Genomic DNA, 26,022 nt, shown 5'->3' with positions numbered 1-26,022 from the left:
CATCTCGTTACAATTGAGCAAATAGAGGAGGGTAAAGATTAAGTGCAAGTAGAACAAGGATTTAAACATAAGCTGATTCAAAAAGCAATGAAAAGGTATAAATATAATGAAGTTATTAACCAAGACGAAACCAATAGAGATTTTTATGATGAATACTCCTTTTACACCAATAGAAAAAACTGCAAAAAAAATCTGAAGAACATTTATGGTGCTTTTCAGGGTACACCGAATTGTAATCATATTGCAGCGAAGAACTTACTTTTTCAAGATGATAGTGACTGCTGGAAATTCTTTGAACGTACCGCACATTTCTTTGCTATCTCATATACAGGTGGTAGTTTTCCTTTTATTGATCCAATTGCACCATTATTAAATTATGCGCTATATGTGGAAAGAATAGATTTAATAGAACTACTATTAACAAAAGCTGCTGATGATTTGGAAAGAGATGAGTATAAGAATAACAAGGATTACATTAAGCAAAAGGTATACCCAAGTACGTATTTGATACATTTCTTAATTGAGAAACTAGGGATACCGAATCCTGTAAAAGATAAGGTCATGGAATACGGTGATGGATTAGGTATTTATGAGCGAATTGTAGCTGAGTGGGATCATCCATTCAATGAAATTGAGGATGAGTATTGGAATAGCTTGTGTGAGTATCATTTAAATGGAATTGGTGTTACGGGAACCAAATGGAAAGATGAGGAGCTTATAGATTTTGGTCTTGTTCCAATCGAGCTAATCAATCTATTTAAAGTGAGAAAGAAACTAGGTTTAGATGTTCCGGTAATAAAACATGAGTGGTTTTCAACGCCAATGGCTGTCTATCCCACGATTCCTACTGGCTATAATTCAGACCTAGACGTAAAGTTTCAACTTGTTGAGAGAACTAAGAAGGAGGCAAAGATATATACATTTGAAGAAATAGTGGAGCAATTAAAAAAAGAGTATGGGGAAAATGTAGATATCTTTTACTAAATTTTTCGGCAAAATAGGATACTTTTTTGTTCAGAGGGGTTAAGTTTGGAGAAATTATATTATACAAAGTAACACCTACATGATGTAGATAAGCCTATAGGAATAACAATAAATGTTAGAGGGAGCGGTAGATGCCAGAGTTATAAAGATAAACAGTAAAATGTTTGGGGGAAAACAATGTCTTTTGAAAAATTAAAATCTGTTCTACCAGTACCAAATTTCACAAGGTCCTCAGATAACTCTCCGAAATGGAGCGAAGTTGAAAATAGATTAGGTATAGTATTACCTTTAGACTATAAAGAGTTTATCGCTTTATATGGTTCAGGTAATATTGGTAACTTTATAATGATATATTCTCCTTTTGCAAAAAATGATAATATGAATTTCTTTATTCAACAAAATTTGAATAAAAGTGCATATCTAACTTTAAAGGAGAGTTTCCCTGAGGACTTTCCATATGAGGTATACCCAACAAATGGAGGAATCTTGACCTGGGGACGAACTGAAAATGGGGATACATTAAATTGGATTGTGAATACTCAAGGTGATTGGGCTATTTTAGTAGATGATGGATCAGGTGATTCCTTTGTATATAAGGGCTCTATGACTGGTTTTCTCCATGATGTATTAAGTGGTAGTATTATTTGCCCTATATTCCCAAGTGATTTTCTTAATAAAGATAGTAAAAATACCTTTGTTGGTTTAAAGGATTAATAATCGAAAAGTTGAATTAAAAAACTATAAACCTATCGCAGTATTTAATAAAGTATAAATCATAGTAATGCAAAAATATTCATTCAAAAGTCATATTTCGAATTTTTATAGTGGAAAAAAGAGGATAATACATAAAAATTCAAAAAATTAATTGACGCTAGTATTAAATGTGTGATAAAAATGATAGTATCAATTCGGAAAATTAATATTTGGGCAATGATAGGATTAAGTAGTGAAAATCTCCCTATTTCAGAGAGCTGATGGGTGGTGCGAATCAGTATATAGATGATCATGAATTTCGACCTGGAGCATCTTTCATAAATCACACGTTGTGAGGAAGTGGAAGACGGTAGTGAATACCGTTATCAAATAAAGTGGTGAAGAATTTTTTCACAACTAGGGTGGTACCGCGATATCTATCGTCCCTACGTATTTACGTAGGGACGTTTTTTTATTAAGGTCTTCCTCTTGTTGTATTTTCATAACTAGGGTGGTACCGCGATATATAATCGTCCCTACGTGTTTACGTAGGGACGTTTTTTATTAAGGCTTTCCTCTTGTTATATCTTCATAACTAGGGTGGTACCGCGATATATAATCGTCCCTACGTATTTGCGTAGGGGCGTTTTTTATTGTGATATTTTTATTTTCCCTACGTTTCGTTGAGGCGATTTTTATTTGAAAGGACTTACGATAGACCAATATGAATAAAGACCGAATTGTAATAAACAAAGAAATAGAAAAAGAGAGGAGATAAAGAGATGGAATCACAGCAATGGACATCGAAATTAGGTTTCATTTTAGCAGCAGCAGGCTCGGCAATCGGTCTTGGCGCGATTTGGAAGTTCCCGTATATGGCCGGTATTGGAGGTGGCGGTGCGTTCTTCCTTATTTTCATCGGTTTTACTTTATTAATTGGTTTACCGTTATTATTGGCGGAATTTGTAGTTGGAAGAAGTACGCAAAAAGAGGCTGTTGATGCTTATAGAAATATTGCTCCTAAGACGCTATGGCCGTGGGTTGGTAAATTAGGGATTGTAACATGCTTCATCTTGCTTTCATTCTACAGTGTTGTAGGAGGATGGATTTTATTATATTTATGGAATGCAATTACAGGTAGACTATGGGAAGGAAATGGGGCGTACGAAGCCACTTTTAATGAAATCATTGCCAATCCGTTTTTAGCGGTTGGATCACAGTTATTATTTATTCTTATTACTATTTTTATCGTTAGTAAAGGCGTTCAAAATGGTGTTGAAAAAGTAAATAAATATTTCATGCCAGCACTGTTTGTTTTATTCTTTGTCTTAATTATTCGTGCTCTTACATTAGATGGAGCTGGAGAAGGGGTTCGCTTCTTCTTACAACCTGATTTCTCAAATGTAACATCTGAAATTATTTTATATGCGATGGGGCAATCGTTCTTCTCGTTATCTGTCGGTGTAGGAGTAATGGTTACGTATAGCTCATACTTACCGAAAGAAGAAAGTTTACCGCGTTCAGCATTTTCTATCGTTGGTTTAACGCTTGTGATTACATTGCTTGCAGGGCTTGCTATTTTCCCGGTAGTTTTCGCATTTGGAATGGAACCATCTCAAGGACCAGGGCTATTATTTATTGTCTTGCCAGCGATTTTCAGTAAAATGGCATTCGGGAAATTTTTCTTCATTATTTTCTTGTTACTATTTTTCTTTGCAACAATAACATCAGCCATTTCCATGTTAGAAATTAGCGTTGCCTCTTTAACGACAAAAGGTAAAGGGAAACGTGAAAAAATGGCATTGATGGTCGGATTACTAATCTTTGTTGTAGGGATTCCATCGGCACTGTCATTTGGCGTATTAAGCGATGTGCAATTGTTTGGAAAAACAATCTTTGATTTAGCAGACTTTGCAGTAAGTAATGTTCTTATGCCACTCGGTGTATTATTAGTTGCGATCTTTGTACCGTTTAAAATGAAGAAAGATGTATTAATGCAAGAACTGGGTGTAAGTAAAAATAAAGGCTATAAATTATTTGTATTATGGTTATTCTTACTTCGCTATATAGCACCAATTGCAATTATTATCGTATTTTTAAATGTAATTGGATTGATTTAAAATACAATATAAAAGGCTCTAGCATAACGTTATGTTAGGGCCTTTTTGTTATAAAATGATCTGAAAGCAACTCCAAAATATCAATTAAAGTTGATGTTGGAGTTATTTTTTTGTTTTCTTTACTTTCCAAGAGAAAAGTGATCGGGGCCCTCAAAGAACTGCTCCGGTCCAAGAGAAAATCGCTCGGGCCACCCCGAAGAACTGCTCCGGCCCCTACGAATTCAACCCTCCACAGAATAAAAGCGGAAACCAACGCAAATCAAAGCAATCCCCGCCTAAAACAGATAAAAAAATCAAAAAAAGAATAGCTTGACATCATTCGAAATAGCACAAACATCACAAGTTTTTCTGCATATCATAATGGGGAAAGCGTTTTCTTCAATTAATATAGAAGAAAGGCACTACAATTTAACTTCTTTCAGCATTCATCTCCGACCTATATAGTTGGTGAGTTGAATGTGGTTTAAATCACTTTTCATCGGGTGTCGCAGAAAGAAGTTAAAGCCTCTGGCGGATGTCACGGAATCGGAAAGGAGTTAATAAAGGATGTTAGCCTAAAATCATCGCATCCATGCGATAACGGCTAACTGACCTGCATCGTGCAGGCCCAAGCATAAAGCCGATTTTCGGACGCAATTATGCCGAGGCATAATTGATTCAGGTTTGCTGAAAAACACTTGCTAATTTAAGTATGTACAAAAGATTCTTGCATGGTGTACTTTTCGTTACTTGGTTTTATTACAACACTAAGAGAGATGGGCATAAAACCTTGAGCTATTTATCTTGGGATTGTCATGTCCAAAGATTTTCGGCTTGTAGATGTTGTAATAAAGACCCACATTCTGCTGTTGAATTGATACATCTTATTTTTATACGAGCAAAATTGTTTATATTGATATCCGTATCTGTTTTCGAAAAGACGTGATTTGGTTTGTCATGTTAGGTCTAGTGTTAAAAAATTCTGTAAATTAGATGATTTCAGCTAGTTCAGACAAATATTTGTACGAATATTGGAAATCTACGAAAAAAATTTGCAAAAACCTTAACTATTTCCTACGAAATCCGTATAATAAATCAAACAGTGTGAAAATTGTCCATTTTCCATCGATTAATTGCGTGAATTTTTTAAATTGTATTGACGTGGGGAACTTTAATTTGTACACTGTGTACATTCAATTGTTTTTTGGAGGAATACATTTAATTTAAAAAGTTAGGATTTGATGGTTATGATCGTATGTAAATTTGGTGGAACATCTGTAGCAAGCGCAGAACAAATTCAAAAAGTCGCAAACATTGTAAAATCTAATCCGGCACGTAAAATCGTAGCCGTTTCTGCACCTGGGAAGCGTTCTGGTGACGATATAAAGGTAACTGATTTATTAATTAACTTAGCGATGGCAGCATTAAAAAATGAAGATATTGAAGATGAACTGCAAATCGTTGTCAATCGCTTTATGGCGATTGCGGATGGTTTGGAATTAGATCATACAATTTGTGATGTGATTGCTGAGGATTTACGTGAACGCGTACAAGGTGATAAATCGAATGAGGAATTATTTATCGATAGCATCAAAGCGGCAGGGGAAGACAATAACGCGAAACTAATCGCTGCTTATTTTAATTCAATCGGTATGCCTGCACGCTACGTAAGTCCAAAAGATGGTTTGGTCGTCAATGATTTACCTGAACGCACGTATGCTTTACCAGAGGCTTATGCAAATTTAGCGCCTCTAAAATTTACCAAGGAAATTATTGTATTCCCGGGTTTCTTTGGTTTCACTAAAGCGGGCATACTGCGTACATTTGACCGCGGTGGCTCTGATATTACAGGCTCGATTTTAGCAGCTGCTGTTGAAGCAGAGCTATATGAAAACTTTACGGATGTGGACTGTGTGTTCTCCGCGAATCCGAAAGTTGTGAATGATCCAGTGGAAATTAAAGAAATTACGTATCGCGAAATGCGCGAATTATCCTATGCAGGCTTTTCAGTTTTCCATGATGAAGCGTTAATGCCTGTTTACAAGATTGGGGTGCCAGTTAACATAAAAAATACAAATAATCCATCAGCCCCGGGTACTCGTATTGTACCAAGACGCTCTGTAACAGGACGTCCGGTCACAGGTATTTCGGCAGACAGTGGCTTTTCAACTTTATATGTGTCAAAATATTTGATGAATAGGGAAGTAGGCTTTGGCCGTAAGCTTCTACAAATTTTAGAAGATGAAAATATTTCATATGAACACACACCATCTGGTTTAGACGATATTTCTGTCATTATGCGTTCAAATCAAATAACACTTGAAAATGAAGAACGAATTCTTTCTCGTGTGAAAAATGAGTTGAATGCAGATGATGTGCAAATGCGTCATGGGTTCTCTATGATTGTTATTGTAGGCGAAGGCATGCGTAATAACACGGGGCTAGCGGCACGTGCTGCAACTGCGATTTCAAAAACAGGTGCAAATATAGAGATGATTAATCAAGGTTCATCTGAAGTCAGTCTAGTATTCGGTGTGCTACAAGAATATGAAAATCAAATTTTACAAGCGCTTTACGGGGAATTTTTTGCACATGTAAGAGTATAAGGGAATAAGGTGTAACTTAATCAGTGGGGGGTTTTTCATCCCCACTGAACGGGTAGTTAATGTACCACCAAACTTCTTTGATTTCGCTAGATATCGAGTTGGAGGTAGTATTGCTAAATAAACGCTAATCCTTAAACTGGATTGGTGTTTTCTTTTTGACGGGAATACGGTAAAATCAAGGGCGTACATTGATTGGAGGTCTTTCTGTTGAAAAAATTATCGATTGGTATGTTGCTATCAATGATAGGCATACTATTTGTTTGTTTAACGATCATGGATATTTTACCGTCCTCGACAAAAACGATGAAAATTGTTTATATCGGTATTGGCTGGGTGTTTATCATTGCAGGATCTATTATTCGTTTTAAAACCTTAAAACAAAGGCAATAACGGAATATCTTAAAATTGAATTGTGATAAAACGTGAATTTGTGATACAATTTCAAAAAAATAAATAATTTATGTATGATGAAGTTATGATGCTGTACGCAAATTCAAAAGGTTTATATTTGGGATAGGTTATTAATTTAAGACTAAACAGTACAAATTCTTCTTTGTAAGAATTTGTTTTTTTTTCTTTGAATAGGAGGCGAGATAATGCCAGTACTTCGCAAGGAAGATATTCATATTTCCGACCATTATGTTGCCATCCAAACAGATTCGCCGATGAAGGTCGTATCGTCGGCAGTACATAATCCAGGCTTTGGCTTTTATACACATTTGATGAATCGTTCAGTGCCTTATACGTATGATGAACGCAAACCACAGTTAGAATTACAACGGTTTTTACAGTCTGAGGGTTTTCCGATTGACAATACAGTTGCGATGATGACAGCCGTCTATGCCCGATATGCAACAATTCGTGAGTTTACATATGAAGGAATTCATCTTGTCATCATGATTACGGCAGGTCTTGGTAATGCCGTCGATATTACGCGTGCCTTTCATCGTCAGGAGCAGTATCATGCTGGGACTATTAATACGTGGGTACTGATCAATGGAAGATTGTCGGATGAAGCTTTATTTCAGGCAATGATTTCTACGACAGAGGCTAAGGTCAAAGCACTTATTGATGAGGATATAACAGATCCAACAACGGGTACACAAGCTACAGGCACCTCAACGGATAGTTTGTTAATTGCTTCAACAGAGGAAGGCGACTACCATCAATATGCTGGACCGATTACGATGCTAGGAAAAGTTATTGGCCATGGTGTTTATGAAACGATGCGTGAGGCCATTCAAAAATATAAAAAAGACAAAGAGGAGAATCCTTTATGATGGCACTGGTGATTGCCTGTATCATTGGGCTTGTTTTTGATTTAATCGTGGGTGATCCTCCTAAAATGCCTCATCCAGTACGCTGGATTGGGAAGCTCATTCAATCTCAAACAGAATTATGGAATAAAGGAAGAATGAGAAAATTCCGTGGCATGGTGATGGCACTAGCTGTAGTAGGAACAACAATGTTTGTTGTGACAGCCATTATGCTACTAAGCTATCAAGTTAGCCCACTATTTGGCATACTGGTTGAGGGCTTATTGATTGGGATTGGACTAGCACAACGTAGCTTGAAGGAAGCAGCGATGGCTGTCTATGAACCGCTTGTCAAAGGTGATTTTGCTGAAGCTCGTGTGAAGCTTTCTTGGATTGTCGGCCGTGATACGGAGAAACTTGACGAGGATGAGATTGTTCGTGGTGTTGTTGAGACGGTCTCAGAAAATACGAGTGACGGTGTAACTGCTCCATTATTTTATGCCTTTTTATTTGGCGCAATCGGGTTATGGGGCTATAAGGCCGTCAATACGTTAGACTCTATGATTGGCTATAAAAATGAAAAATATAAAGATTTTGGTATGTTTGCTGCAAAGCTAGACGATGTGCTGAATTTTATTCCAAGTCGATTAACAGGTCTTCTGATGGTGCTAGGTACGAAAAATGAAACGAATGTATCTCTTGGTAAGCGCTTAAAACGTTGGGCACAAGATGCGAAAAAGCATCCAAGTCCTAATAGTGGTTATTTAGAAGCAGCTACAGCTGTTCAATTAGGGGTACAGCTTGGTGGAAAAAATACATATAAAGGTGTCGTATCTCATCGAGCAATAATGGGCGAGAAATTAGTTCCATTAACAAAAGAGCATATTGCAACGTCTGTGATTCATATGCGCATTGCGACCTTGCTCTTTACGCTTGTTATGTTAACAATGGAGGTGTTAATTTTTGCAATTACCTAATCACGGAGCAAATCCGCAAAATGTTTATCATCAGCTAGGACTTAATATGCCCGAAGAGGTGTATGATTTTAGCGAAAATGTTAATTCGGCAGGGCCACCTGCATTTGTTGAGGCGCGTTGGCGGACATTTTATTCGCTTATTCAACGTTACCCAGATCCGGACGGTGAGCCGTTTTTATCAAAGGTGGCAGCTTTTCATGATGTTCAGAAAAATTCTGTATTACTAGGTAACGGTGCATCCGAGCTTTTTAGTGTTCTAGTTAGACGCTACGCCAATAAGCGGGTTATTATCGTACATCCAACTTTTTCAGAATATGAACGAACATTAACGGCAGCGGGTGCTGAAATTGTGCCCGTTATTGTAGAGGATATTGTTCACTACACATTGCCGATGGAGCATTTGAAGGGTGAAATGGTGAACGCAGATGCTTTATATATTTGTACACCGAACAATCCGACTGGGGTGCTTCCAAAGAAAGAGGAGCTTCTCGAATTAATCTCTCACGGTGCAAAGGTCAATTGTGAGCTTGTCATCGATGAGGCATTTATTGACTGGGTAGATGAAGCTTATTCATTGATCCAGCATGTGATAGAAAACCCACATTTGATTGTCGTTCGTTCGATGACAAAAATGTATGCGATCCCAGGATTACGCCTTGGCTATTTAGTAGCAAGTCCGGTAGTTGTTACTGAGCTAAAGAATATCCTACCGCATTGGAACTTGAATGCCTTTGCCCTTGTTATCGGTACAGGCTGTTTAGATGAGCGTGTATATTGTGAGCATGCCATTGACTATGCTAAAAATCAACGGGAATCACTACAGAACTATTTACAAGAACATGGTTGTCAGGTGACGAATAGTGTAACGAATTATGTATGTTTTGCATTACCGAAAAATCAGCAAGCAGATACATTTTTTACATATTGTTTATCAAGGGGAGTCGTGCTGCGCCATACAAAAAACTTTATGGGCTTAAATGGTGAATGGTTCCGTATTGGAATTAAAGATATTGCAGCCATGACATATTTAAAGAATTGTTTGCAAGCATGGTTTAACGCAAATTAGGGGTGACAAAGTTGACAACTTTTTATTTAATAAGACATGGCGAAACGATGTGGAATAAAGAGCAGCGGCTGCAGGGATGGTTAGATTCGCCATTATCCGAGAATGGTATTTTACATGCAGAAAAACTTCGAGATCATTTGAAAAACTGCTCTTTTACAGCGGCATATAGCAGTTCAAGTGGCCGTGCTAAGGAAACGTTGCATATTCTTCTAGGTAATCGACAGCTTCCAATCTATTATGAGGATAATTTCCGGGAGATTTTTTTAGGAGATTGGCAAGGAAAAACCGTTGAGGACATTATGACTACGCACCGCCTTGATTATGAATTATATACCGATTATCCTGGACAATTCGTCGCGACCCATACGGAAAGCTTTGGTACGGTAACAGAACGAGCGATGTTTACGTTAAAGGAAATTACGGAAAAATATCCCGAGGACAATGTTTTAATTGTGTCTCATGCTGTAACGATTAAATGCATCATTAACTCCATTTTAGGGCGTAGCATTAATCAGCTGTGGGCAGAACCATTTATTCATGGTACAAGCGTCACAATTATTGAGAAAGTCGAGCAACAATGGCTCGTGAAAGATATCGGGAACATTCAACATTTACAACAGGAGGCGTAACAAATGCCACTGATTTTCATTACAGGGGGAGTACGCAGTGGTAAATCCCACTTTGCTGAAAAAGCGGCTGTTACTCACTATCAAACAACGTTGAAACAAGCGCAACGACTTATTTATATTGCTTCTGGAGTAGCGTTGGACCATGAGATGGAGAAGCGAATAGTGCGTCATCAGGCAGACAGACGTGCACAAAATATTGAATGGCTGACGATAGAAGCACCTTATGACATTGCAAATACATTACATAAACTGACCGATGGAGATGTCGTGTTATGGGACTGTGTTACGACATGGCTGACAAATGCTTTTTACGAGGGTTTTGACTCGGGCACTCCCTGTGTGGAACAACCCGGCTGTTTAGAGCAGAAGCTAGAAGTTTTAAAAAAGGCGGTAGAGACGTTGCTTAAGAAAAGGGTGACGTTTTTTATCGTCTCAAATGAGTTATTCGATGAGCCTCCTTATTTTAGCGAGGAAGTAGAATTATATCGACAAATGCTTGGGAATTTACATCAATGGTTCGTATCGATAGCGGATGAGGCGTATGAAATAAATTATGGTGTCGTAAAGAAATGGAAATAATGAATGACGCTTTAAAATAGAAAGAAGGTAGGCAAGACGATGAAAAATTTCTGGCATAGCATACAACTTGCGTTTCAATTTTTTACAGTTTTGCCGGTGCATAAAGAAATTCCTTTAACGAAGGCAACGATTACCGGGATGTTCGCCTTTTTGCCGTGGATAGGGGCGCTTATGGGTACCGCAGTGGCAGCGACGATTTATAGTTTAACTGAATGGACGGCTAGTAGTGAGGTCTTGCTTTCCTTTGTGATTATCGGATTGTTTGCTTTATTTACGGGTGGTTTACATTTAGACGGTTTTATTGATATGGGGGATGCTTATTTTTCGTATCGAGATCGTGAGAAGCGGCTTGAAATTTTAGATGATCCACGTGTTGGCGCATTTGGAGTACTATCCGTGCTATTTTTAGTGCTTGGTAAATTTGTGATATTGCATGAGTTATTCGTACAGCATAAGTTTGCACTATGGATGCCTGTGTTTATTCCGTTATTAACACGAGTAGGCATGAGCTTTTATTTTATGTCGCTCAAATGCTCAAAGGAAAAGGGGCTTGCCTACTTTTTTAAAACACATATTAAGCCGAGAATACTTATTTGCTTTATGCTTATCACATTAGTTTTGGCGTATAGTAGCTTGTTGTTTGTCATAGGTTTTTCCATTGTTCCACTAGTGTTGATGGCTGTATTAGCGATTGCCTTTTTAGTCTTTCGGCAATTTACTGTGCGCAACTTTGGTGGCGTTTCTGGAGATTTACTCGGTGCATCAATTGAAGGAATGGAGGTTGTATTGTGGGTGACGTTGTTATTGTTCACTTAATGAGACATGCACCGACAAAGGGAAATTTGGAGAAGCGTTATATAGGCTGGACAGATTCTGCATTAGCTGATCCTTCTTTACTGACTAGTGTAGATCAAGATGTCACAAAGGTGTATGGTAGTGATTTGCTGCGCTGTAGAGAAACAGCTGCCCATTATTTTCCGAATGCAACATATGTGTCTGATAGGAGATTTCGAGAGTCGAACTTCGGTGAATTTGAAGGGCGAACATATGAGGACTTGAAAACAGATAGTCGTTATTGTGCATGGTTAGACGACCCCGTTCAGTCACCGCCTCCAAAGGGGGAAGGCTTGGATGCTTTTTGTGCGCGTGTCATTGAAGGGTTCACGGCATTACCAAAAAACGAAGATGTTTATCATCTCGTTGTCCATGGTGGAGTTATTCGAGCACTTCTCGTTGAATTTGCACCGACTGAGCAAACTTTTTGGTCGTATCAATCACCGCATGATAAAATGTTTTCTTTAACGTTTACAAGAAAGGCTTGGGAGGAGGGAGCGAGATGCATGTCTTTATCGGAGGTGCCTATAGTGGAAAAACCGACTATGTCATGAAATTGCTCGAAGGTCAAAAAGTTGAGCTAGTAGATGGCAATCTACCTGATGGCAGCCCAGCCTGTGATGTACTAGTTATTAAAAATATAGAGAAGTGGCTCCTGACACAAGATCTTGAGGAGGATGAACCCCTTGTCAAAACCTTTTTGACAAGACTAAAGACTCTGGAAGAAAATTGTGCAGTCTATATAATAGTGACCGATATGGGACGTGGAGTTGTGCCAATGGAAAAACAGGCACGATTGTTGCGTGATACATGTGGGCGTTTGTACCAGGCATTATTTGCTGAAGCCGAACAAATCGTACGCATTTGGTACGGTATTGGGGAACAAATCAAATGATATAGTTTTAAAAAAATTTTATTAGGCTTTTCATGTTGGGGATAAGATTTCCAAGGACGTATGCTTTGTAAATAAGTTGATTGGAGTGGAGGTTGGGCGACCCCTTGGGGATTAACAATAGAGGAACGAAGGCTAAAACCATCACGTCCTGTGATAACGCCTTCGTGACCAACATCGTGTTGTGCAGCGAAGCGGCTCATCGGACGCCCCCAGGAAAGCGCCCAACCGGAACGGAAATCAATCCCACGCTATTATAAAAAATTTAAAGAAAAGAGGAAATGGGATGGATCGACAAAGATTGATAAAATTGACGCTCACTGCTATGGTAGCGGCAATTTGTGCAGTAGGTGCAGTTATTAAAATTCCAATATTTATTTCAACTGCTGCGCTTGACTCTGCACCTGCATTGTTGAGCGTTGTATTTTTATCTCCAGTATTAGCTGGAGTTGCGGGAGTCATTGGGCATTTTATCTCAGCCTTAACTACTGGATTTCCATATGGGCCTCTACATATTATTATCGCAGTAGAAATGTTTATTGTTGTATGGGTCTTTGGGGTCATGCATAAAAAAGGAATGCATTTCTGGAAATGGCCTGTGGCACTTGTTTTAAATGGCGTTGTGGCACCTTTACCATTTTACTTTATCATTAGTCCGGCATTTTACTGGGCGGCACTGACTAGTCTTCCATTGGCAACACTCATAAACCTAGTGATCGTTGCAATTGTGATGCCAATTTTGTCGAATGTGTTTGGGCGTAAAGAAGGTCGAGTACATTGAGAAATGCAATAAAAATAGGTGAGCTGTTTGCTACAACAGATAATGCCGCGGCGATTGGTGAAAAACCACAAGATGTTGTGTCTGCCCCAGACCAACTAACGGCATACTTCACGGCGCGTGTTACTTTTTTAGAGCAGCTTGCTGCAAATGCTTTACCAAGCCATATTTTACTCGCTAATTTTTCAGGGGATGCTGCATGGTCTCGTTATGTTGCAGGCATTCAGCAGGTTTTTGATGAGGCTGGTCTTAGTTGTCCGCCGATAGATGGTAGTACAGAGTCCAATATGGCGACTGTACAATCAGGATTGTCTATAACGATGCTAGGTGAGCAGCAAAAACACGCAGCAACTAAGCATGAACAGCTTAGTTGGTACACCTATGGACTACCGCTTGTAGGCAATGAAATCCTTGCACAGCCTGAAGATGTCGCACAGCTGCAACCTATTTTTCAGGCGTGGAAAGAGGGAATCGTGCAGCAAGTATGGCCAGTTGGATCAAAAGGTCTACAAGCCGAATTTACTCGGCTTTTTGGTGAACAACAGGTCAAAAGTTCGTTAGATGTTGAGAAATCGGCTGGTCCATGTGCAGTAGTTTTGCTAGGAATACAGCCTGAAAAAGAGCAGCTAGCACAAAAAAAATTTCCTAGAAATTTTGAAAAACTACGTAAAACTGCATTGTAATTGGGCTTGCTTCGAGAAAATGTCGCACTTTATAACGTGCAAGGGGCAAAACGCCTATTGCAACAATAAACACAATATGTTAGATTTGTTTAGGAGTTAAAACACAATATATAGTATTTTGGACGAGCGGTACCAATATGGTTTAAAAGGGAATTCGGAAAAAGAGTCATCTTAAGCCGAAGCTGTCCCCGCAACTGTAAGTGCTGACAAATGATGAGTAGGCCACTGTGAAGAACGGGAAGGTTATCATTTGGAGGAAGCATGAGCCAGGAGACCTGCCGATATGTTCAAGACAGCAACACATTCTTCGGGGATTGAGAAGTGGAGGCGAGAGATTTGTTCACTTCTTTGTGTGCATGTCCTTCATTTCCATTTCCGATTTTACTGCGATCACGTAACCGATAGATGTTGCGTGATCGCTTTTTGTGTTGCTGGAGAAGGAAAGGGAGAGAATGTGTACATGACAATTCAAATCGAACAGCAAATTGCTAAGCTAAAGAAAAATTACACGGAGGATGAACTCGAAAGTTTTGTAAGATTATCGGATCGATGGCTACGAAAAAACGACAATGCGACATTTGAAGCATGGGCGGATGCGATGATTTTACAAACGCTTAGCTTAATTGATGAGGAGGAGCCATACTGGACATTTGTCGCAGCTCAAGTTTATTTAGAAAAACTGTATGATCAATTTGCAACGCGTCGTGGTGTCTCAGTGAAAGATGTTTATAAGGTTTTTCCAGAACATTTAGCACACTATACAGAAGCTGGTTTGTATCATGAAAGTTTAACAACAAAGTATAGTGAGCAGGAGCTTCAGGAACTCGCTTCTTATCTAGAATCAAGTCGTGATGAGTTGTTTACGTATATTGGTTTAAAAACATTAATGGACCGCTATGTAGTCCGTGATTACACGAAAACACCAGTGGAATTACCGCAGGAACGATGGATGGTCATTGCAATGACTCTGATGCAGGATGAAACAGAAAATCGTTTAGAGAAAGTCCGTGAATCTTACTGGGCAATGAGTAATTTATATATGACTGTTGCCACACCGACATTATCGAATGCAGGTAAAACACATGGACAGCTATCTAGTTGCTTTATCGATACAGTAGATGATAGTTTACAAAGCATTTATGACACGAATACAGATGTCGCAACATTATCGAAGTACGGCGGTGGTATTGGTGTTTATATGGGTAAAATTCGTAGCCGAGGCTCATCTATTAAAGGTTTTAAAGGTGCATCAAGTGGCGTTTTACCATGGATTAAACAGCTTAATAATACAGCGGTTTCAGTCGATCAGCTTGGGCAACGACAAGGAGCTATTGCTGTCTATCTAGATGTTTGGCATAAAGACGTCTTTACGTTTTTAGATTTACGCTTAAACAATGGGGATGAACGTCTACGTGCCCATGATATTTTCACAGGGCTATGCTTACCGGATATATTTATGGAAACTGTTGAGGCACGTGGGGATTGGCATTTATTTGACCCGCATGAAGTACGAGAGGTTATGGGCTACTCACTAGAAGATTTCTACGATGAGAAAAAGGGTGACGGTTCTTTCCGTACTAAATATGAGGAATGTATCGCGAATCCATTGTTAAGTCGTGAAGTCGTACCAGCCATTGATATTATGAAGCGTATTATGCGCTCACAGCTAGAAACAGGCGTGCCGTTTATGTTCTATCGTGATGAAGTAAATCGTATGAATCCGAATAAGCATGAAGGGATGATTTACTCAAGCAATTTGTGTTAATAGTAGCACCTTCAATCAGAAATGGTTGTCGAAAACTCCGTTAAACGGGGAAAGTCACAATGTGATAACCCACCGTGCTAAATCTTTTGATTAAATTAATTAATCAAAAGTAAAAGCCTAACGACTATCGAAAGCATAGCTCATTGAAAAATATGAGTGAAGAAGCGAGTAGAGTACCCCTCAAGCGAGGCCCTATAAAATGGGATAATTCATAAAGGGAAAAGCGGAGCATCCTACAGGTAGAGCTGAGGATGATGATATAGTCTCCTCTGTATAGTGATATACAGCAGTTCAAAAGAGAACGGATTAGGTTTAGCGAACCTAGTTGAAGAAAAAGGACAGAGATATTCCAAAATATGTCAGCGACTGAATTCGAATCTATTACCCTAGAAGATGATGTCATCGTAACACGTCGCAAGCCTGGAGATTTCGTTGTATGTAACTTATCATCTATTAATTTAGGTAGAGCTGTACCGGCTGGCGTTCTAGAACGATTAATCCCAGTTCAAGTACGTATGTTAGATAACGTTATTGCTCTAAATACAATTCCAGTAAAACAAGCAGAGCGTACGAACCTACGCTACCGTGGTATTGGACTTGGCACATTTGGCTGGCACCATTTATTAGCTTTGAAAGAAATTCAATGGGAGTCTGAGGAAGCTGTAGAGTTTGCGGACAAGCTATATGAGGAAATTGCGTATTTAACGATTCGTGCTTCTAACGATTTGGCATGTGAAAAAGGAGCTTACCCATTATTTGAAGGCTCAGATTGGCATACGGGTGCGTATTTTGACAAACGTGGCTATGACAGTCATAAATGGAACGCGTTACGCGCCGCGGTTGCTGAAAAAGGGATGCGTAACGGCTATGTAATGGCAGTTGCACCGAACTCATCAACATCTATTTTAGCAGGCAGTACGGCTACGATTGATCCAATCTTCCAAAAGAGTTATTCAGAAGAGAAGAAGGATTACAAAATTCCAGTAACAGTACCTGATCTATCACCTGTGACGACTTGGTATTATAAATCTGCTTATTTCATCGATCAAAATTGGACAATTAAACAAAATGCTGCACGAGCACGTCATATCGACCAAGGCATTTCACTTAATTTATACGTTCAAAATACGATTAAGGCGAAAGATTTACTAGCATTGCATATGAATGCTTGGGCGAGCGGTGTGAAAACGACTTATTATGTGCGCTCAACGTCTGTAGAATTGCTAGAATGTGAGTCTTGCGCGAGCTAGGAGGAAGTAACAATGACAACTATTACAAAACGACAAATTATGGATAAGGAAGCACCAAACCGTTCAACAGGAATTGTCAACGGACGTTCTTCTAACATTTTAAACTGGGATGATGTGCGTTTTAGCTGGGCATATCCAAAGTATAAAAAAATGCTAGGGAACTTCTGGACACCGTTTGAAATTAATATGAGCAATGATGTCAAACAGTTTCCACAGCTATCAGCAGATGAACAGGAATCCTTTTTAAAAATCATTGGCTTGCTAGCGCTATTAGATAGTGTACAAACCGATTTTGCGGGGAAAGTAGCGGATTATTTAACAGATTCAAGCTTAAATGCACTAATGATTATTTTAGCGCAACAAGAGGTAATTCATAATCACTCTTATTCCTACGTGCTATCAAGTATTGTCAACAAAGACGAGCAGGATCGTACGTTTGACTATTGGCGTACAGAGCCAGTGCTAGAGCGACGTAATGACTTCGTTATTAAGGGCTACCAAGCATTTTCAGAGGAGCCATCTGTTGAAAATATGCTAGAAGCGATTGTTTATGATGTAATTTTAGAGGGTTTATTCTTCTATTCTGGCTTTGCGTTCTTCTATCATTTAGCACGTAATCAAAAAATGGTGGCCTCGTCAACGATGATTAATTATATTAATCGCGATGAACAGCTACATGTCGATTTATTTGTGAAAATTTATCAAGAGCTATTAGAGGAATATCCTGAATACGATACACCTGAACGAGCAGCTCGTGTACAGGAAATCTTCCGTGAAGCCGTTCAACTAGAAATCGATTGGGCCAATGAAGTGATTGGCGATAAAATTGCTGGCCTCGATGTGGAAGATGTGCATGATTATGTACATTTCTATGCTAATGTACGTTGTAATCAGCTTGGTGTAGAGCGTCCATTTGAAGGCTATCGTAAAAATCCATTGAAGTGGGTTAAAGCATATGAGGATGTTGATTTAGGGAAAACAGATTTCTTCGAGCAGCGTTCTCGTCAGTATGTAAAGGTTAATGTAGAAGATAACGGCTTTGATGATTTGTAAAAAACTATAGAGAAAAAAACAGCCATGTTGCGTGTAGAATGCTAACATGGCTTTTCTCTAGTTATTCAAAAAAATCGTCTTTGAAAAATGGTGGAATACCAGCTTCTCTTAAAAAGTATTTGTATTCAGTAGGGACTTCTAAAAGTGATTTATTGGGAAGTAATACTTCATCTCTCAATCGTTGAACGAGATGAGCATCTAATTCTGGAAACCATTTTTCATACGGTACTTTTCTTCCTTCTTCAATAGAAATTAAAAATTCAATAATATATTTAAACATCACAGGGAAATCTTGTTTTATATGTTGATGATGAGCAACGAAGGCTTCAATGTAATTATTCAATTCATGATACGGTTCATTTGGATCATAGCCACCTGAATATTTTCGGTCTTGCTGTGGGATAAAGGTAAAACCACTGAGAGCATGCCATGCACCGAGCATTACTGTAAAAGCGGTAATGGCACATCTCCGTGTTGCTAAATCTCGATCATTAAAAAAGCGATAATATTCATCATATTCAAAACCGCTACTAGTATAAAAACCTCCAATACCAAAACCTTTAAGACCCTCTGTTACTTTTTCTACGATAGATTTTGTAGAAGGTTCTGTATGCAATGGTTGATTTTTATCAAGTGGGATAATTTCATCGCTACTAGAATCTAATCGATGACCTAAATAAGTAATTGTTCGATAGTACTTTAATATATCTTGATCAGTTGTCGTATAAGCGATGTTATTTATTAAGAAACCCATTGCTTCAGCATGTTCTCCTAAGTTATATAATGCCATCGCGTAAAATATTTTCATTTGTTCTTTTTTCGGAAATTTACTCATCGCTTCTTGGTATAGCCTTTTCGCCTCTAAAAAGCGTTCGTGCGTTCGATAAATGCAGCCTAATTTGATAAATGCGTCCTCTAGTTCGTCATCTGTTAAGCCTAATTCAATGGCCTTCTCATAAAATGGCATTGCCTTTGTTTCCTCAGCTAAAATATCAAAGCTGCGTGCGCATTGAAAGTGGAGGGAAGGATTGAGAGGATCATTTGATAATAATGTCAAAAACATTTCTTTCGATTCTTGTAGTTTTCCTTGGCTTCGTAGTTGTAATGCTCTATGTATAGTGTTTTCCATGATTCATCCTCGTCTCTGCATTAATGTAAGGGCTCATACCAAAAGTTAGAGATAATTGATTGCAGTGGGGAAATGGACGTCCTCAGTCGGAACGGAATGCAACCCCAAGCCATGGTGATGAGCCAATTAATCACCCCTTATTATTATTCTGGAAAAGTAGGATAAAGCCTCCTTTTGTTTCAATTAAAAGTTCATTTACATGATTAAACGTGTTCCGAATATTACGAGACACGAAAAATTAATTACCATTTGAGAATGATTTTCAGTTATAATTAAGATTGAATGTGAAAGAAAAGAACGGAGACGAAGAATGCAGGCAATTAAACAGTTAGGAGGGTTTTTAGGGCCCTATAAATTTTTTACCTTGATTGCGCCATTATTAATGGTACTAGAGGTAACGATGGATTTACTTCAGCCGACTATTATGCAGCATATGATTGATACCGGTATTGCTAATGGCGACAATCCATATGTGCTGAAAATGCTCGTCTGGATGCTAATAAGTGCGGTATGTGGACTTGTTGGTGGGATTGGATGCTCTTATTATAGCTCAAAGGCAGCAATTCATTTTGCATCGGATGTTCGGCAATCACTGTATGAAAAAATGATGACGTATTCGGCCAAGGAACGTGACGCTTTTACAACAGGGAAGCTTATTACGATTTTAACGAATGATGTGGAAAGTGTTCAGCGTGCGTTTATGATGACATTGCGTATTTTTGTGCGTGGTCCTCTATTATTTATTGGAGCGGTCATTATTGTGTTTGTGACGGCACGTGAGCTATTTTCGATCCTACTTATTATCGTGCCGCTATTAATTATTGCGATGTACTTTTTCACAAAGTACTCAGGTGTGCTATACCGTAGAGTGCAGGAGGCAATTGATGGTGTTAATACGAAGCTTCAGGAAAATTTAGCGGGGATTCGTGTCGTCAAGGCATTCCGTCGTGAAACGCAACAGATTGACCAATTCAGTGGGCTTAATGATACGTTAACGAAGCGCTTTATTACAGCCGAGCAAATTGTTGGCGTACTTGTGCCGTTTACGATGTTCGTTGTCAATCTAGGAATTGTCGCAGCGCTTTGGCTTGGTGCTATTAAAGTAGAAGCCGGTACATTACAGGTTGGAGTCATTCTCGCATTTATTAACTATTTAACAATTATTTTAAATGGATTAATGACTTCTAGTATGGTGCTAATGCAAATTGCACGAGCTATTCCTTCAGGAGAACGTATCGTGGATGTTTTAAATAAAGAAGTAGCGGTAAAGGAAGCAGAAAATCCACTTACATCGCCAATTCAAGGGGCGATTGACTTTCACAATGTGAGCTTTCGTTATTATGAATCGGCGGAGGATGTGCTAAAAAATATTACATTTTCAGTAAAGCCGGGACAAACGGTAGGTCTAATCGGAAAGACGGGCAGTGGAAAATCAACATTAGTGAAGCTATTACCACGTTTATTTGACCCAACGAGTGGAGAAATACGCTTGGATGGAAAACCCCTAAAAGATTATGCATTATCTACTTTACGTAAACATATCGGCTTTACCTCTCAAAAAGCATTACTGTTCTCAGGTGCAATTGACAATAATATACGGCTTGGCAAAGAGGATGCAACGTCAGAGGAAGTTCAGCAAGCTTTAGATGCAGCATGTGCCACTGAATTTGTGGACCGGTTGGATAAAGGCTTAGCATATGAACTTTCACAGGGGGCAACTAATCTCTCTGGCGGTCAAAAGCAGCGATTAGCGTTAACGCGTGCACTCGTAAGACAACCTGCCATTTTAGTGTTGGATGATACAACATCTGCTCTTGATAGTGCTTCTGAAAAACATGTCCAGCAAGCTATAAGCAATGAATATCAAGACACAACGACGTTTATCGTCGCGTCTAAAATTACTTCTATTCAACAGGCGGACCTGATTCTAGTAGTAGAGGATGGCGAAATTGTTGGTCAAGGTACACATCAACAATTATTGCGGAATAATAAACCCTACCAAGCAATATACGCTTCACAGCAAAAGGCTGGTGTACAACAATGAGTAAAAGTCAACCAAAGCAAATGAATTTTGGGCGTGGGCCACGTATAGCTGGGCCAGCTGAGAAGGCTAAAAATCAAAAATCAACGATTAGTCGTGTGTGGCAATATGTGAAGCAACAAAAAATAGGCCTTTATTTTTCTATCTTTTTTGTAGTAGCTTCTACATTTTTAAGCTTAGCAGGGCCGTACTTAATTGGACATATCGTTGATGAATATATTATGAAAAAGGACATTGCTGGTACAATTCGTCTAGGTGTTGTGCTAGCAGTTATCTATACAGCAGCATCTATTTTTACTTGGTTACAAACATATGTCATGATTCATGTAGCGATGAAAACTATTCGAACATTGCGACTGGAACTATTTAAAAAGCTACAAACATTAACACTGAGATTTTTCGATCAGCGAGCGCTCGGTGATTTAATGAGCCGTGTAACGAATGATATTGATAATTTAAATACGGCACTCGCACAAAGTGTGACACAAATCGTATCGTCGGTCCTAACGGTCATCGGTGTTAGTGTTGCTATGTTTTCGCTTAGCTGGCAGTTAGCAATCGTGACGCTGATCATTATTCCACTCATTGTTTTTACGACGAAGCAAATTGTCAAACGTAGTAGTAAAAACTATGCAGCGCGTCAACGTGATTTAGGGAAGCTGAACGGAACTATTGAGGAGATGATTACGGGGGCGGAAGTTGTGACGCTTTTTGGGACAGAACAACAAACAATTGAGACGTTCCATAAACAGAATGAAAATCTTCGTAATTCAGCACAGCGAGCAGAAATCACTTCTGGTCTCCTAGGCCCCATTAATAACTTTATGAATAACTTAGGTTTAGCTGTTGTTATTGGCACAGGGGCATTTTTATCGGTAAAAGGAATCGTTTCAATTGGGGTTATCGCCGCATTTGTCACGTATACACGTCAATTTTTCCGTCCGCTGAATCAGCTATCTAACCTTTTGAATACATTCCAGTCGGCGATTGCTGGGGCAGAACGAGTCTTCGAAATTTTAGATGAACCATCGGAAGTAGCAGATAAAAAGCATGCCATTGATTGTCAAAGTTTAAAAGGGGATGTGTCATTTCAACATGTGTCTTTCAGCTATGTGCCAGAGAAGCCAGTACTGAAAAATATTAGCTTCCATGCCAAAGCGGGTGAAACGATTGCACTTGTCGGCCCAACCGGATCAGGGAAAACAACGATGATCAATTTGTTAACTCGTTTTTATGATGTCGATGCGGGTGAAATTTTGATTGATGGTCATAATATTGAGGATTATAAAATGGCAACGATCCGTCAACGAGTGGGTGTTGTATTGCAGGATACGTATTTATTTTCCGGAACGATTCGTGAAAATATTCGTTTCGGTAAACTGGATGCGACAGATAAAGAGGTGGAAGAAGCGGCGAAAATCGCGAATGCCCATAATTTTATTAAATATTTACCAGCACAATATGATACATCTGTACAGGCAGGTGGGGCGAACTTAAGTCAAGGTCAGCGCCAATTATTAGCTATTGCCCGGGAAATTTTAGAAAATTCGGATATTTTGATTTTAGATGAAGCTACATCCAGTGTGGATACGCAAACAGAGGTCGATATTCAAAAAGGTTTACAGCATTTAATGCAGGGACGTACAAGCTTTGTCATCGCGCATCGCTTAAAAACAATCGAAAATGCTGACCAAATTCTTGTTATTCAACAAGGTGAAGTTGTTGAGCAGGGCAATCACGAGCAGCTCATGCAAAAACAAGGTATTTATAGTAATCTCCAGCAAAAACTTTTGCTGGAGCAAGTGGAATAACATATAGAAGGCTGTCTATTAAGGTTGTAAAAACTTAATAGACAGTTTTTTTATTTTCTGCAAAAAATTTATGGGAAATTTATTTTTATTGTTTATCCTTTTCATTATCAAATGAGAGGGGAAATTTATGAAAACAATGTTTAAAAAAATAGTCATCTACTTTATCGCGTTCATGCTTATTGGACTAGTGGCGATATTCAGCTATCATCGATATCAGCTTAGTAAGGAATCCAATCTTTTAGATACTTACGGAACACTTGTCGAGGTCGATCATCAAAAAATCAATGTTTACACTGAGGGGGATGGTCAGGACACTTATGTGTTTATGGCAGGTTCAGGAGTTGCGGCACCCATTTATGAAATGAAAGGACTGTACAGTAAATTTTCTCGAGAACATAAGATTGCTGTTATTGAAAGAGCGGGATATGGCTATAGCGATGTCTCGAAGGACGATCGAGATATTGATACAATATTAGGACAGACGCGAGAAGCGCTCCTGAAAAGTGGCAATAAGCCTCCTTATATATTAGTACCACATTCCATTTCAGGAGTTGAAGCGATTTATTGGGCACAAAAATATCCTGAAGAAATTAAGGGGATTATTGCGCTTGATATAGGTTTACCAAGTCAATATGTGGAACATGAAATGGGAGCAGTCGATGTATGGACTGTTAGGGGAATGAATTTGCTAACGAAATTGGGCGTACATCGTTTAACACCTTCGCAAGTGTATAATCCAGAAGTAATAAAGCAATCGTTTTTAACGGAGGAAGAAAAAGAAATGTATAAAGCATTATCCTATAAACAAGTTTTTAATAATGATATGAAAAATGAGCTACTACATGTGTACGAAAATAGTTTAAAATCAGAAGAGCTTCCGAAACCAAAAGACACACCGATATTATTAATAGATGCTATTGCTGAACAAAATAAAAATTCGGAATTTACGAAGTACCATCGCCAGAAATATGTAGAATTCGCCGAGCAAATTAACATAGCGGAAGTGAAAGAATTTATCGGTACGCATAGTATTTATTTATATAAACCTGAAGAAATTTATAATCTTGCGATAGAATTTATGAAGACAAAAGTTGGTAGCAAAGAAAGGTCGAGGTAATGAAAGGATTTACGATTTTAATAGTAGAAGACGACCAAATGATTGGCGATTTGATGCAAAAAATACTACAACGTGAAGGTTACGACGTTGTATGGAAAACGGATGGACGAGAAATTATGGATCTTATTCATCAAATCGATTTAATCATCATGGACATTATGCTTCCAGGGGAAGATGGCTATCAGCTGACAAAGAACATTAAAAGCTTAGGCTTAAATATCCCCATTATTTTTCTTTCAGCTCGTAATGATATAGAGAGCAAGCTTCAAGGGTTAACTGTTGGTGAAGACTATATGACAAAACCATTTGATCCGAGAGAGCTCCTTTTAAGAATGCAGAAAATGCTAGAGCAGCAATATGGAACTTTCTCGCAAATCCAGCATCTATTGATTGATACAGAGCATCGTAAATTATTTAAAAATAATATACATGATGAAATTTCATTAACAGCCATCGAACGTAAAATCTTTTTTTATTTATATGACAACAAGGATAGGGTGTTAACGAAGGATCACTTTTTTGACTATTTATGGCCGCTTGAAGATCGAAATCAAAATATCATCAATGTTCACATCAAAAAGATTAGAACAAAAATGAATGATTCATCAGGTATCATCCTACAAAATATTTACGGAGAAGGGTATCGGTTAAATACCTACATAAAGAAATGACATTAAAAACAAAATATCGATTATTATTATTTACCGCTATAGTCAGTGTTCCAATCGTCTTGTTAGGGATCAGTGTGTCGATGTCTATTATATATGAATTCGCTTTTAAAACTAGAAATAAAGGCACTCCATTCCATGAATCTTTCGCCTATCCAACGATGCTTATTGTGTTCTTCCTATCTTTATGTTTGCTAGCATTTTTATTTTCGAAATCAATCAATTCATTACTGACGAAAATTAATATGCTAAACAAAACGATTCGTGATTTAGCGAGTCATGAAAGTACACCGAGTACATTAGAGGTTGGAAGTGAGGATGAACTTGGACAGCTGATTCAGTCGGTGAATATACTAATTGAGCGAACTACTTATCGAGAATTAGAGCTTAAACAACAGCAAGAGCTACAAAAAGAGCTACTACAAAAGCTAAGGCACGACATTAATACACCGTTAACTGCGATCCGTTTACAATTATTTTATCTAGAAGATTACTTTAAGGAACAACCAAAATTGCTGGAATCCTTGAATGAGCAAATTCAATATATCTCTAGCTTAACGAATGAATTTAATTTGCAGTCCTTAGACACAATGGAGAATTCTTATATCGTGACGGAGGAAGTGCAACTCACGATATTGTTAGAAACGATGATAAAAAAGTGGAGCTATTTATATAGAATGCATAATATCGAACTAATCTATCATTCAGAGAATACAAATGTAACATGGGAAAGTAATGAGCTATGGCTACAACGAATGTTCGATAATGTGTTCCAAAACACTTTGAAACATTCAAAAGCAACAAAGCTCGAAATAACAATGAAAGATAATCAGATTTTCATGATGGATAACGGTATTGGCTTTGAACAAAATCGTGTAAGTGGGGGTCTTGGTTTGAAGATCGTTGATGACATCGCTAGAATTCTTCAAGTAACTTATGCATTACATTCAAATGATGAAGGGACATCTTTTTGTTTTTCTATTACAACCTAAAAACAACGGCTTTTTCACTTTGCCGTTGTTTTTTTATTACATCGAAAAAAGCTAGGTGTTGCTGCAGGTCAACAAATGAACAGCTGTTTTAATGCCCATTGTTGTTTTAAAATAAGGCTG

22 protein-coding genes, 2 pseudogenes, 1 riboswitch and 1 other annotated feature are annotated in these 26,022 nt (G+C 38.4%); of the genes and pseudogenes, 23 read left to right on the top strand and 1 reads right to left on the bottom strand.

The annotated features are described in order from the left end of the window. Positions 1-42 precede the first annotated feature (42 nt). The 18 genes and pseudogenes from ACYQ73_RS09115 (at position 43) to ACYQ73_RS09030 (ending at position 18,144) form a co-directional block, all read left to right on the top strand. Positions 43-984, top strand: a complete 942-nt coding sequence (locus ACYQ73_RS09115; RefSeq protein ID WP_460012185.1) for a hypothetical protein — start codon at positions 43-45, stop codon at positions 982-984. Between the two features lie 177 nt (positions 985-1,161). Further along, on the top strand, positions 1,162-1,698 hold the full coding sequence (locus ACYQ73_RS09110; protein WP_460012184.1) for an SMI1/KNR4 family protein: 537 nt from the start codon (positions 1,162-1,164) through the stop codon (positions 1,696-1,698). Between the two features lie 207 nt (positions 1,699-1,905). After that, positions 1,906-2,128 (top strand) — a binding site (T-box leader). Positions 2,129-2,459: 331 nt separating this feature from the next. Further along, positions 2,460-3,797, top strand: coding sequence for a sodium-dependent transporter (locus tag ACYQ73_RS09105; protein WP_460012183.1), 1,338 nt, complete (start codon positions 2,460-2,462; stop codon positions 3,795-3,797). 1,226 nt (positions 3,798-5,023) lie between these two features. Further along, positions 5,024-6,382: an aspartate kinase gene (locus ACYQ73_RS09100; protein ID WP_460012182.1), complete on the top strand. Its 1,359-nt coding sequence runs from the start codon at positions 5,024-5,026 to the stop codon at positions 6,380-6,382. 207 nt (positions 6,383-6,589) lie between these two features. After that, on the top strand, positions 6,590-6,772 hold the full coding sequence (locus tag ACYQ73_RS09095) for a hypothetical protein (protein ID WP_132358490.1): 183 nt from the start codon (positions 6,590-6,592) through the stop codon (positions 6,770-6,772). 206 nt (positions 6,773-6,978) lie between these two features. Further along, positions 6,979-7,662 carry an adenosylcobinamide amidohydrolase gene (locus ACYQ73_RS09090; RefSeq protein ID WP_460012181.1) on the top strand — a complete coding sequence of 228 codons (684 nt, stop codon included), beginning with the start codon at positions 6,979-6,981 and terminating at the stop codon, positions 7,660-7,662. Then, complete coding sequence (gene cbiB / locus ACYQ73_RS09085) at positions 7,659-8,615, top strand: adenosylcobinamide-phosphate synthase CbiB (protein WP_053482063.1); 957 nt, start codon at positions 7,659-7,661, stop codon at positions 8,613-8,615. Before ACYQ73_RS09090 ends, cbiB begins: the two co-directional genes overlap by 4 nt. After that, complete coding sequence (locus ACYQ73_RS09080; protein ID WP_460012180.1) at positions 8,602-9,681, top strand: pyridoxal phosphate-dependent aminotransferase; 1,080 nt, start codon at positions 8,602-8,604, stop codon at positions 9,679-9,681. The genes cbiB and ACYQ73_RS09080 overlap by 14 nt, the downstream gene beginning before the upstream one ends. A gap of 11 nt (positions 9,682-9,692) precedes the next feature. Then, positions 9,693-10,310 carry a histidine phosphatase family protein gene (locus ACYQ73_RS09075; protein WP_460012179.1) on the top strand — a complete coding sequence of 206 codons (618 nt, stop codon included), beginning with the start codon at positions 9,693-9,695 and terminating at the stop codon, positions 10,308-10,310. A 3-nt stretch (positions 10,311-10,313) separates the two neighbouring features. Beyond that, positions 10,314-10,889, top strand: coding sequence for a bifunctional adenosylcobinamide kinase/adenosylcobinamide-phosphate guanylyltransferase (locus tag ACYQ73_RS09070; RefSeq protein WP_460012178.1), 576 nt, complete (start codon positions 10,314-10,316; stop codon positions 10,887-10,889). Positions 10,890-10,928: 39 nt separating this feature from the next. Continuing rightward, positions 10,929-11,705 (top strand): adenosylcobinamide-GDP ribazoletransferase, encoded by a 777-nt coding sequence (gene cobS, locus ACYQ73_RS09065; protein ID WP_460012177.1) that lies wholly within the window; start codon positions 10,929-10,931, stop codon positions 11,703-11,705. Continuing rightward, on the top strand, positions 11,678-12,277 hold the full coding sequence (locus ACYQ73_RS09060) for a histidine phosphatase family protein (RefSeq protein ID WP_460012176.1): 600 nt from the start codon (positions 11,678-11,680) through the stop codon (positions 12,275-12,277). Before cobS ends, ACYQ73_RS09060 begins: the two co-directional genes overlap by 28 nt. Next, on the top strand, positions 12,226-12,618 hold the full coding sequence (locus tag ACYQ73_RS09055; protein ID WP_460012175.1) for a bifunctional adenosylcobinamide kinase/adenosylcobinamide-phosphate guanylyltransferase: 393 nt from the start codon (positions 12,226-12,228) through the stop codon (positions 12,616-12,618). The genes ACYQ73_RS09060 and ACYQ73_RS09055 overlap by 52 nt, the downstream gene beginning before the upstream one ends. Positions 12,619-12,901: 283 nt before the next feature. Then, on the top strand, positions 12,902-13,396 hold the full coding sequence (locus ACYQ73_RS09050) for an ECF transporter S component (RefSeq protein WP_460012174.1): 495 nt from the start codon (positions 12,902-12,904) through the stop codon (positions 13,394-13,396). Continuing rightward, positions 13,393-14,076 carry a hypothetical protein gene (locus ACYQ73_RS09045; RefSeq protein WP_460012173.1) on the top strand — a complete coding sequence of 228 codons (684 nt, stop codon included), beginning with the start codon at positions 13,393-13,395 and terminating at the stop codon, positions 14,074-14,076. Before ACYQ73_RS09050 ends, ACYQ73_RS09045 begins: the two co-directional genes overlap by 4 nt. 110 nt (positions 14,077-14,186) lie before the next feature. Next, positions 14,187-14,374, top strand: a riboswitch (cobalamin riboswitch). Positions 14,375-14,536: 162 nt separating this feature from the next. Next, positions 14,537-15,838 (top strand): annotated as a pseudogene (locus ACYQ73_RS09040) (ribonucleotide reductase N-terminal alpha domain-containing protein); the annotation flags it as partial. 341 nt (positions 15,839-16,179) lie between these two features. Further along, a pseudogene (locus ACYQ73_RS09035) lies at positions 16,180-17,091 on the top strand (ribonucleoside-diphosphate reductase subunit alpha); the annotation flags it as partial. Positions 17,092-17,103: 12 nt separating this feature from the next. Next, entirely contained in the window at positions 17,104-18,144 is a 1,041-nt protein-coding gene (locus tag ACYQ73_RS09030) for a ribonucleotide-diphosphate reductase subunit beta (protein ID WP_460012172.1), read from the top strand. Positions 18,145-18,205: 61 nt separating this feature from the next. Here the strand turns inward: ACYQ73_RS09030 and ACYQ73_RS09025 are convergent, their stop codons facing one another. Beyond that, on the bottom strand, positions 18,206-19,273 hold the full coding sequence (locus tag ACYQ73_RS09025; RefSeq protein WP_460012171.1) for a tetratricopeptide repeat protein: 1,068 nt from the start codon (positions 19,271-19,273) through the stop codon (positions 18,206-18,208). 310 nt (positions 19,274-19,583) lie between these two features. Here ACYQ73_RS09025 and ACYQ73_RS09020 point away from each other — a divergent pair, with 310 nt between their 5' ends. The 5 genes from ACYQ73_RS09020 to ACYQ73_RS09000 all read left to right on the top strand — a co-directional run bounded on the left by ACYQ73_RS09020 (position 19,584) and on the right by ACYQ73_RS09000 (position 25,902). Next, a complete protein-coding gene (locus tag ACYQ73_RS09020; protein WP_460012170.1) occupies positions 19,584-21,317 on the top strand; it encodes an ABC transporter ATP-binding protein in 1,734 nt (577 codons plus the stop codon). Continuing rightward, positions 21,314-23,125, top strand: a complete 1,812-nt coding sequence (locus ACYQ73_RS09015) for an ABC transporter ATP-binding protein (protein WP_460012169.1) — start codon at positions 21,314-21,316, stop codon at positions 23,123-23,125. The genes ACYQ73_RS09020 and ACYQ73_RS09015 overlap by 4 nt, the downstream gene beginning before the upstream one ends. A 127-nt stretch (positions 23,126-23,252) precedes the next feature. Further along, entirely contained in the window at positions 23,253-24,242 is a 990-nt protein-coding gene (locus tag ACYQ73_RS09010) for an alpha/beta fold hydrolase (protein WP_460012168.1), read from the top strand. Next, positions 24,242-24,913, top strand: coding sequence for a response regulator transcription factor (locus ACYQ73_RS09005; RefSeq protein ID WP_460012167.1), 672 nt, complete (start codon positions 24,242-24,244; stop codon positions 24,911-24,913). Before ACYQ73_RS09010 ends, ACYQ73_RS09005 begins: the two co-directional genes overlap by 1 nt. Beyond that, a complete protein-coding gene (locus ACYQ73_RS09000; RefSeq protein WP_460012166.1) occupies positions 24,910-25,902 on the top strand; it encodes a sensor histidine kinase in 993 nt (330 codons plus the stop codon). Before ACYQ73_RS09005 ends, ACYQ73_RS09000 begins: the two co-directional genes overlap by 4 nt. Positions 25,903-26,022: the final 120 nt, after the last annotated feature.

The sequence above is a fragment of the Lysinibacillus sp. CTST325 genome (genome assembly GCF_054665055.1).
Note: the sequence above shows the minus strand (reverse complement) of the source record. Positions and strands in the feature narration are given on the sequence as shown.

Bases quoted from the DNA above. Each gene is read 5' to 3' on its own strand.
- ACYQ73_RS09110 (WP_460012184.1), top strand. From the start codon at position 1,162: ATGTCTTTTGAAAAATTAAAATCTGTTCTACCAGTACCAAATTTCACA.
- ACYQ73_RS09105 (WP_460012183.1), top strand. From the start codon at position 2,460: ATGGAATCACAGCAATGGACATCGAAATTAGGTTTCATTTTAGCAGCA.
- ACYQ73_RS09100 (WP_460012182.1), top strand. From the start codon at position 5,024: ATGATCGTATGTAAATTTGGTGGAACATCTGTAGCAAGCGCAGAACAA.
- ACYQ73_RS09090 (WP_460012181.1), top strand. From the start codon at position 6,979: ATGCCAGTACTTCGCAAGGAAGATATTCATATTTCCGACCATTATGTT.
- cbiB (WP_053482063.1), top strand. From the start codon at position 7,659: ATGATGGCACTGGTGATTGCCTGTATCATTGGGCTTGTTTTTGATTTA.
- ACYQ73_RS09070 (WP_460012178.1), top strand. From the start codon at position 10,314: ATGCCACTGATTTTCATTACAGGGGGAGTACGCAGTGGTAAATCCCAC.
- cobS (WP_460012177.1), top strand. From the start codon at position 10,929: ATGAAAAATTTCTGGCATAGCATACAACTTGCGTTTCAATTTTTTACA.
- ACYQ73_RS09055 (WP_460012175.1), top strand. From the start codon at position 12,226: ATGCATGTCTTTATCGGAGGTGCCTATAGTGGAAAAACCGACTATGTC.
- ACYQ73_RS09050 (WP_460012174.1), top strand. From the start codon at position 12,902: ATGGATCGACAAAGATTGATAAAATTGACGCTCACTGCTATGGTAGCG.
- ACYQ73_RS09030 (WP_460012172.1), top strand. From the start codon at position 17,104: ATGACAACTATTACAAAACGACAAATTATGGATAAGGAAGCACCAAAC.
- ACYQ73_RS09025 (WP_460012171.1), bottom strand. From the start codon at position 19,273: ATGGAAAACACTATACATAGAGCATTACAACTACGAAGCCAAGGAAAA.
- ACYQ73_RS09020 (WP_460012170.1), top strand. From the start codon at position 19,584: ATGCAGGCAATTAAACAGTTAGGAGGGTTTTTAGGGCCCTATAAATTT.
- ACYQ73_RS09015 (WP_460012169.1), top strand. From the start codon at position 21,314: ATGAGTAAAAGTCAACCAAAGCAAATGAATTTTGGGCGTGGGCCACGT.
- ACYQ73_RS09010 (WP_460012168.1), top strand. From the start codon at position 23,253: ATGAAAACAATGTTTAAAAAAATAGTCATCTACTTTATCGCGTTCATG.
- ACYQ73_RS09005 (WP_460012167.1), top strand. From the start codon at position 24,242: ATGAAAGGATTTACGATTTTAATAGTAGAAGACGACCAAATGATTGGC.
- ACYQ73_RS09000 (WP_460012166.1), top strand. From the start codon at position 24,910: ATGACATTAAAAACAAAATATCGATTATTATTATTTACCGCTATAGTC.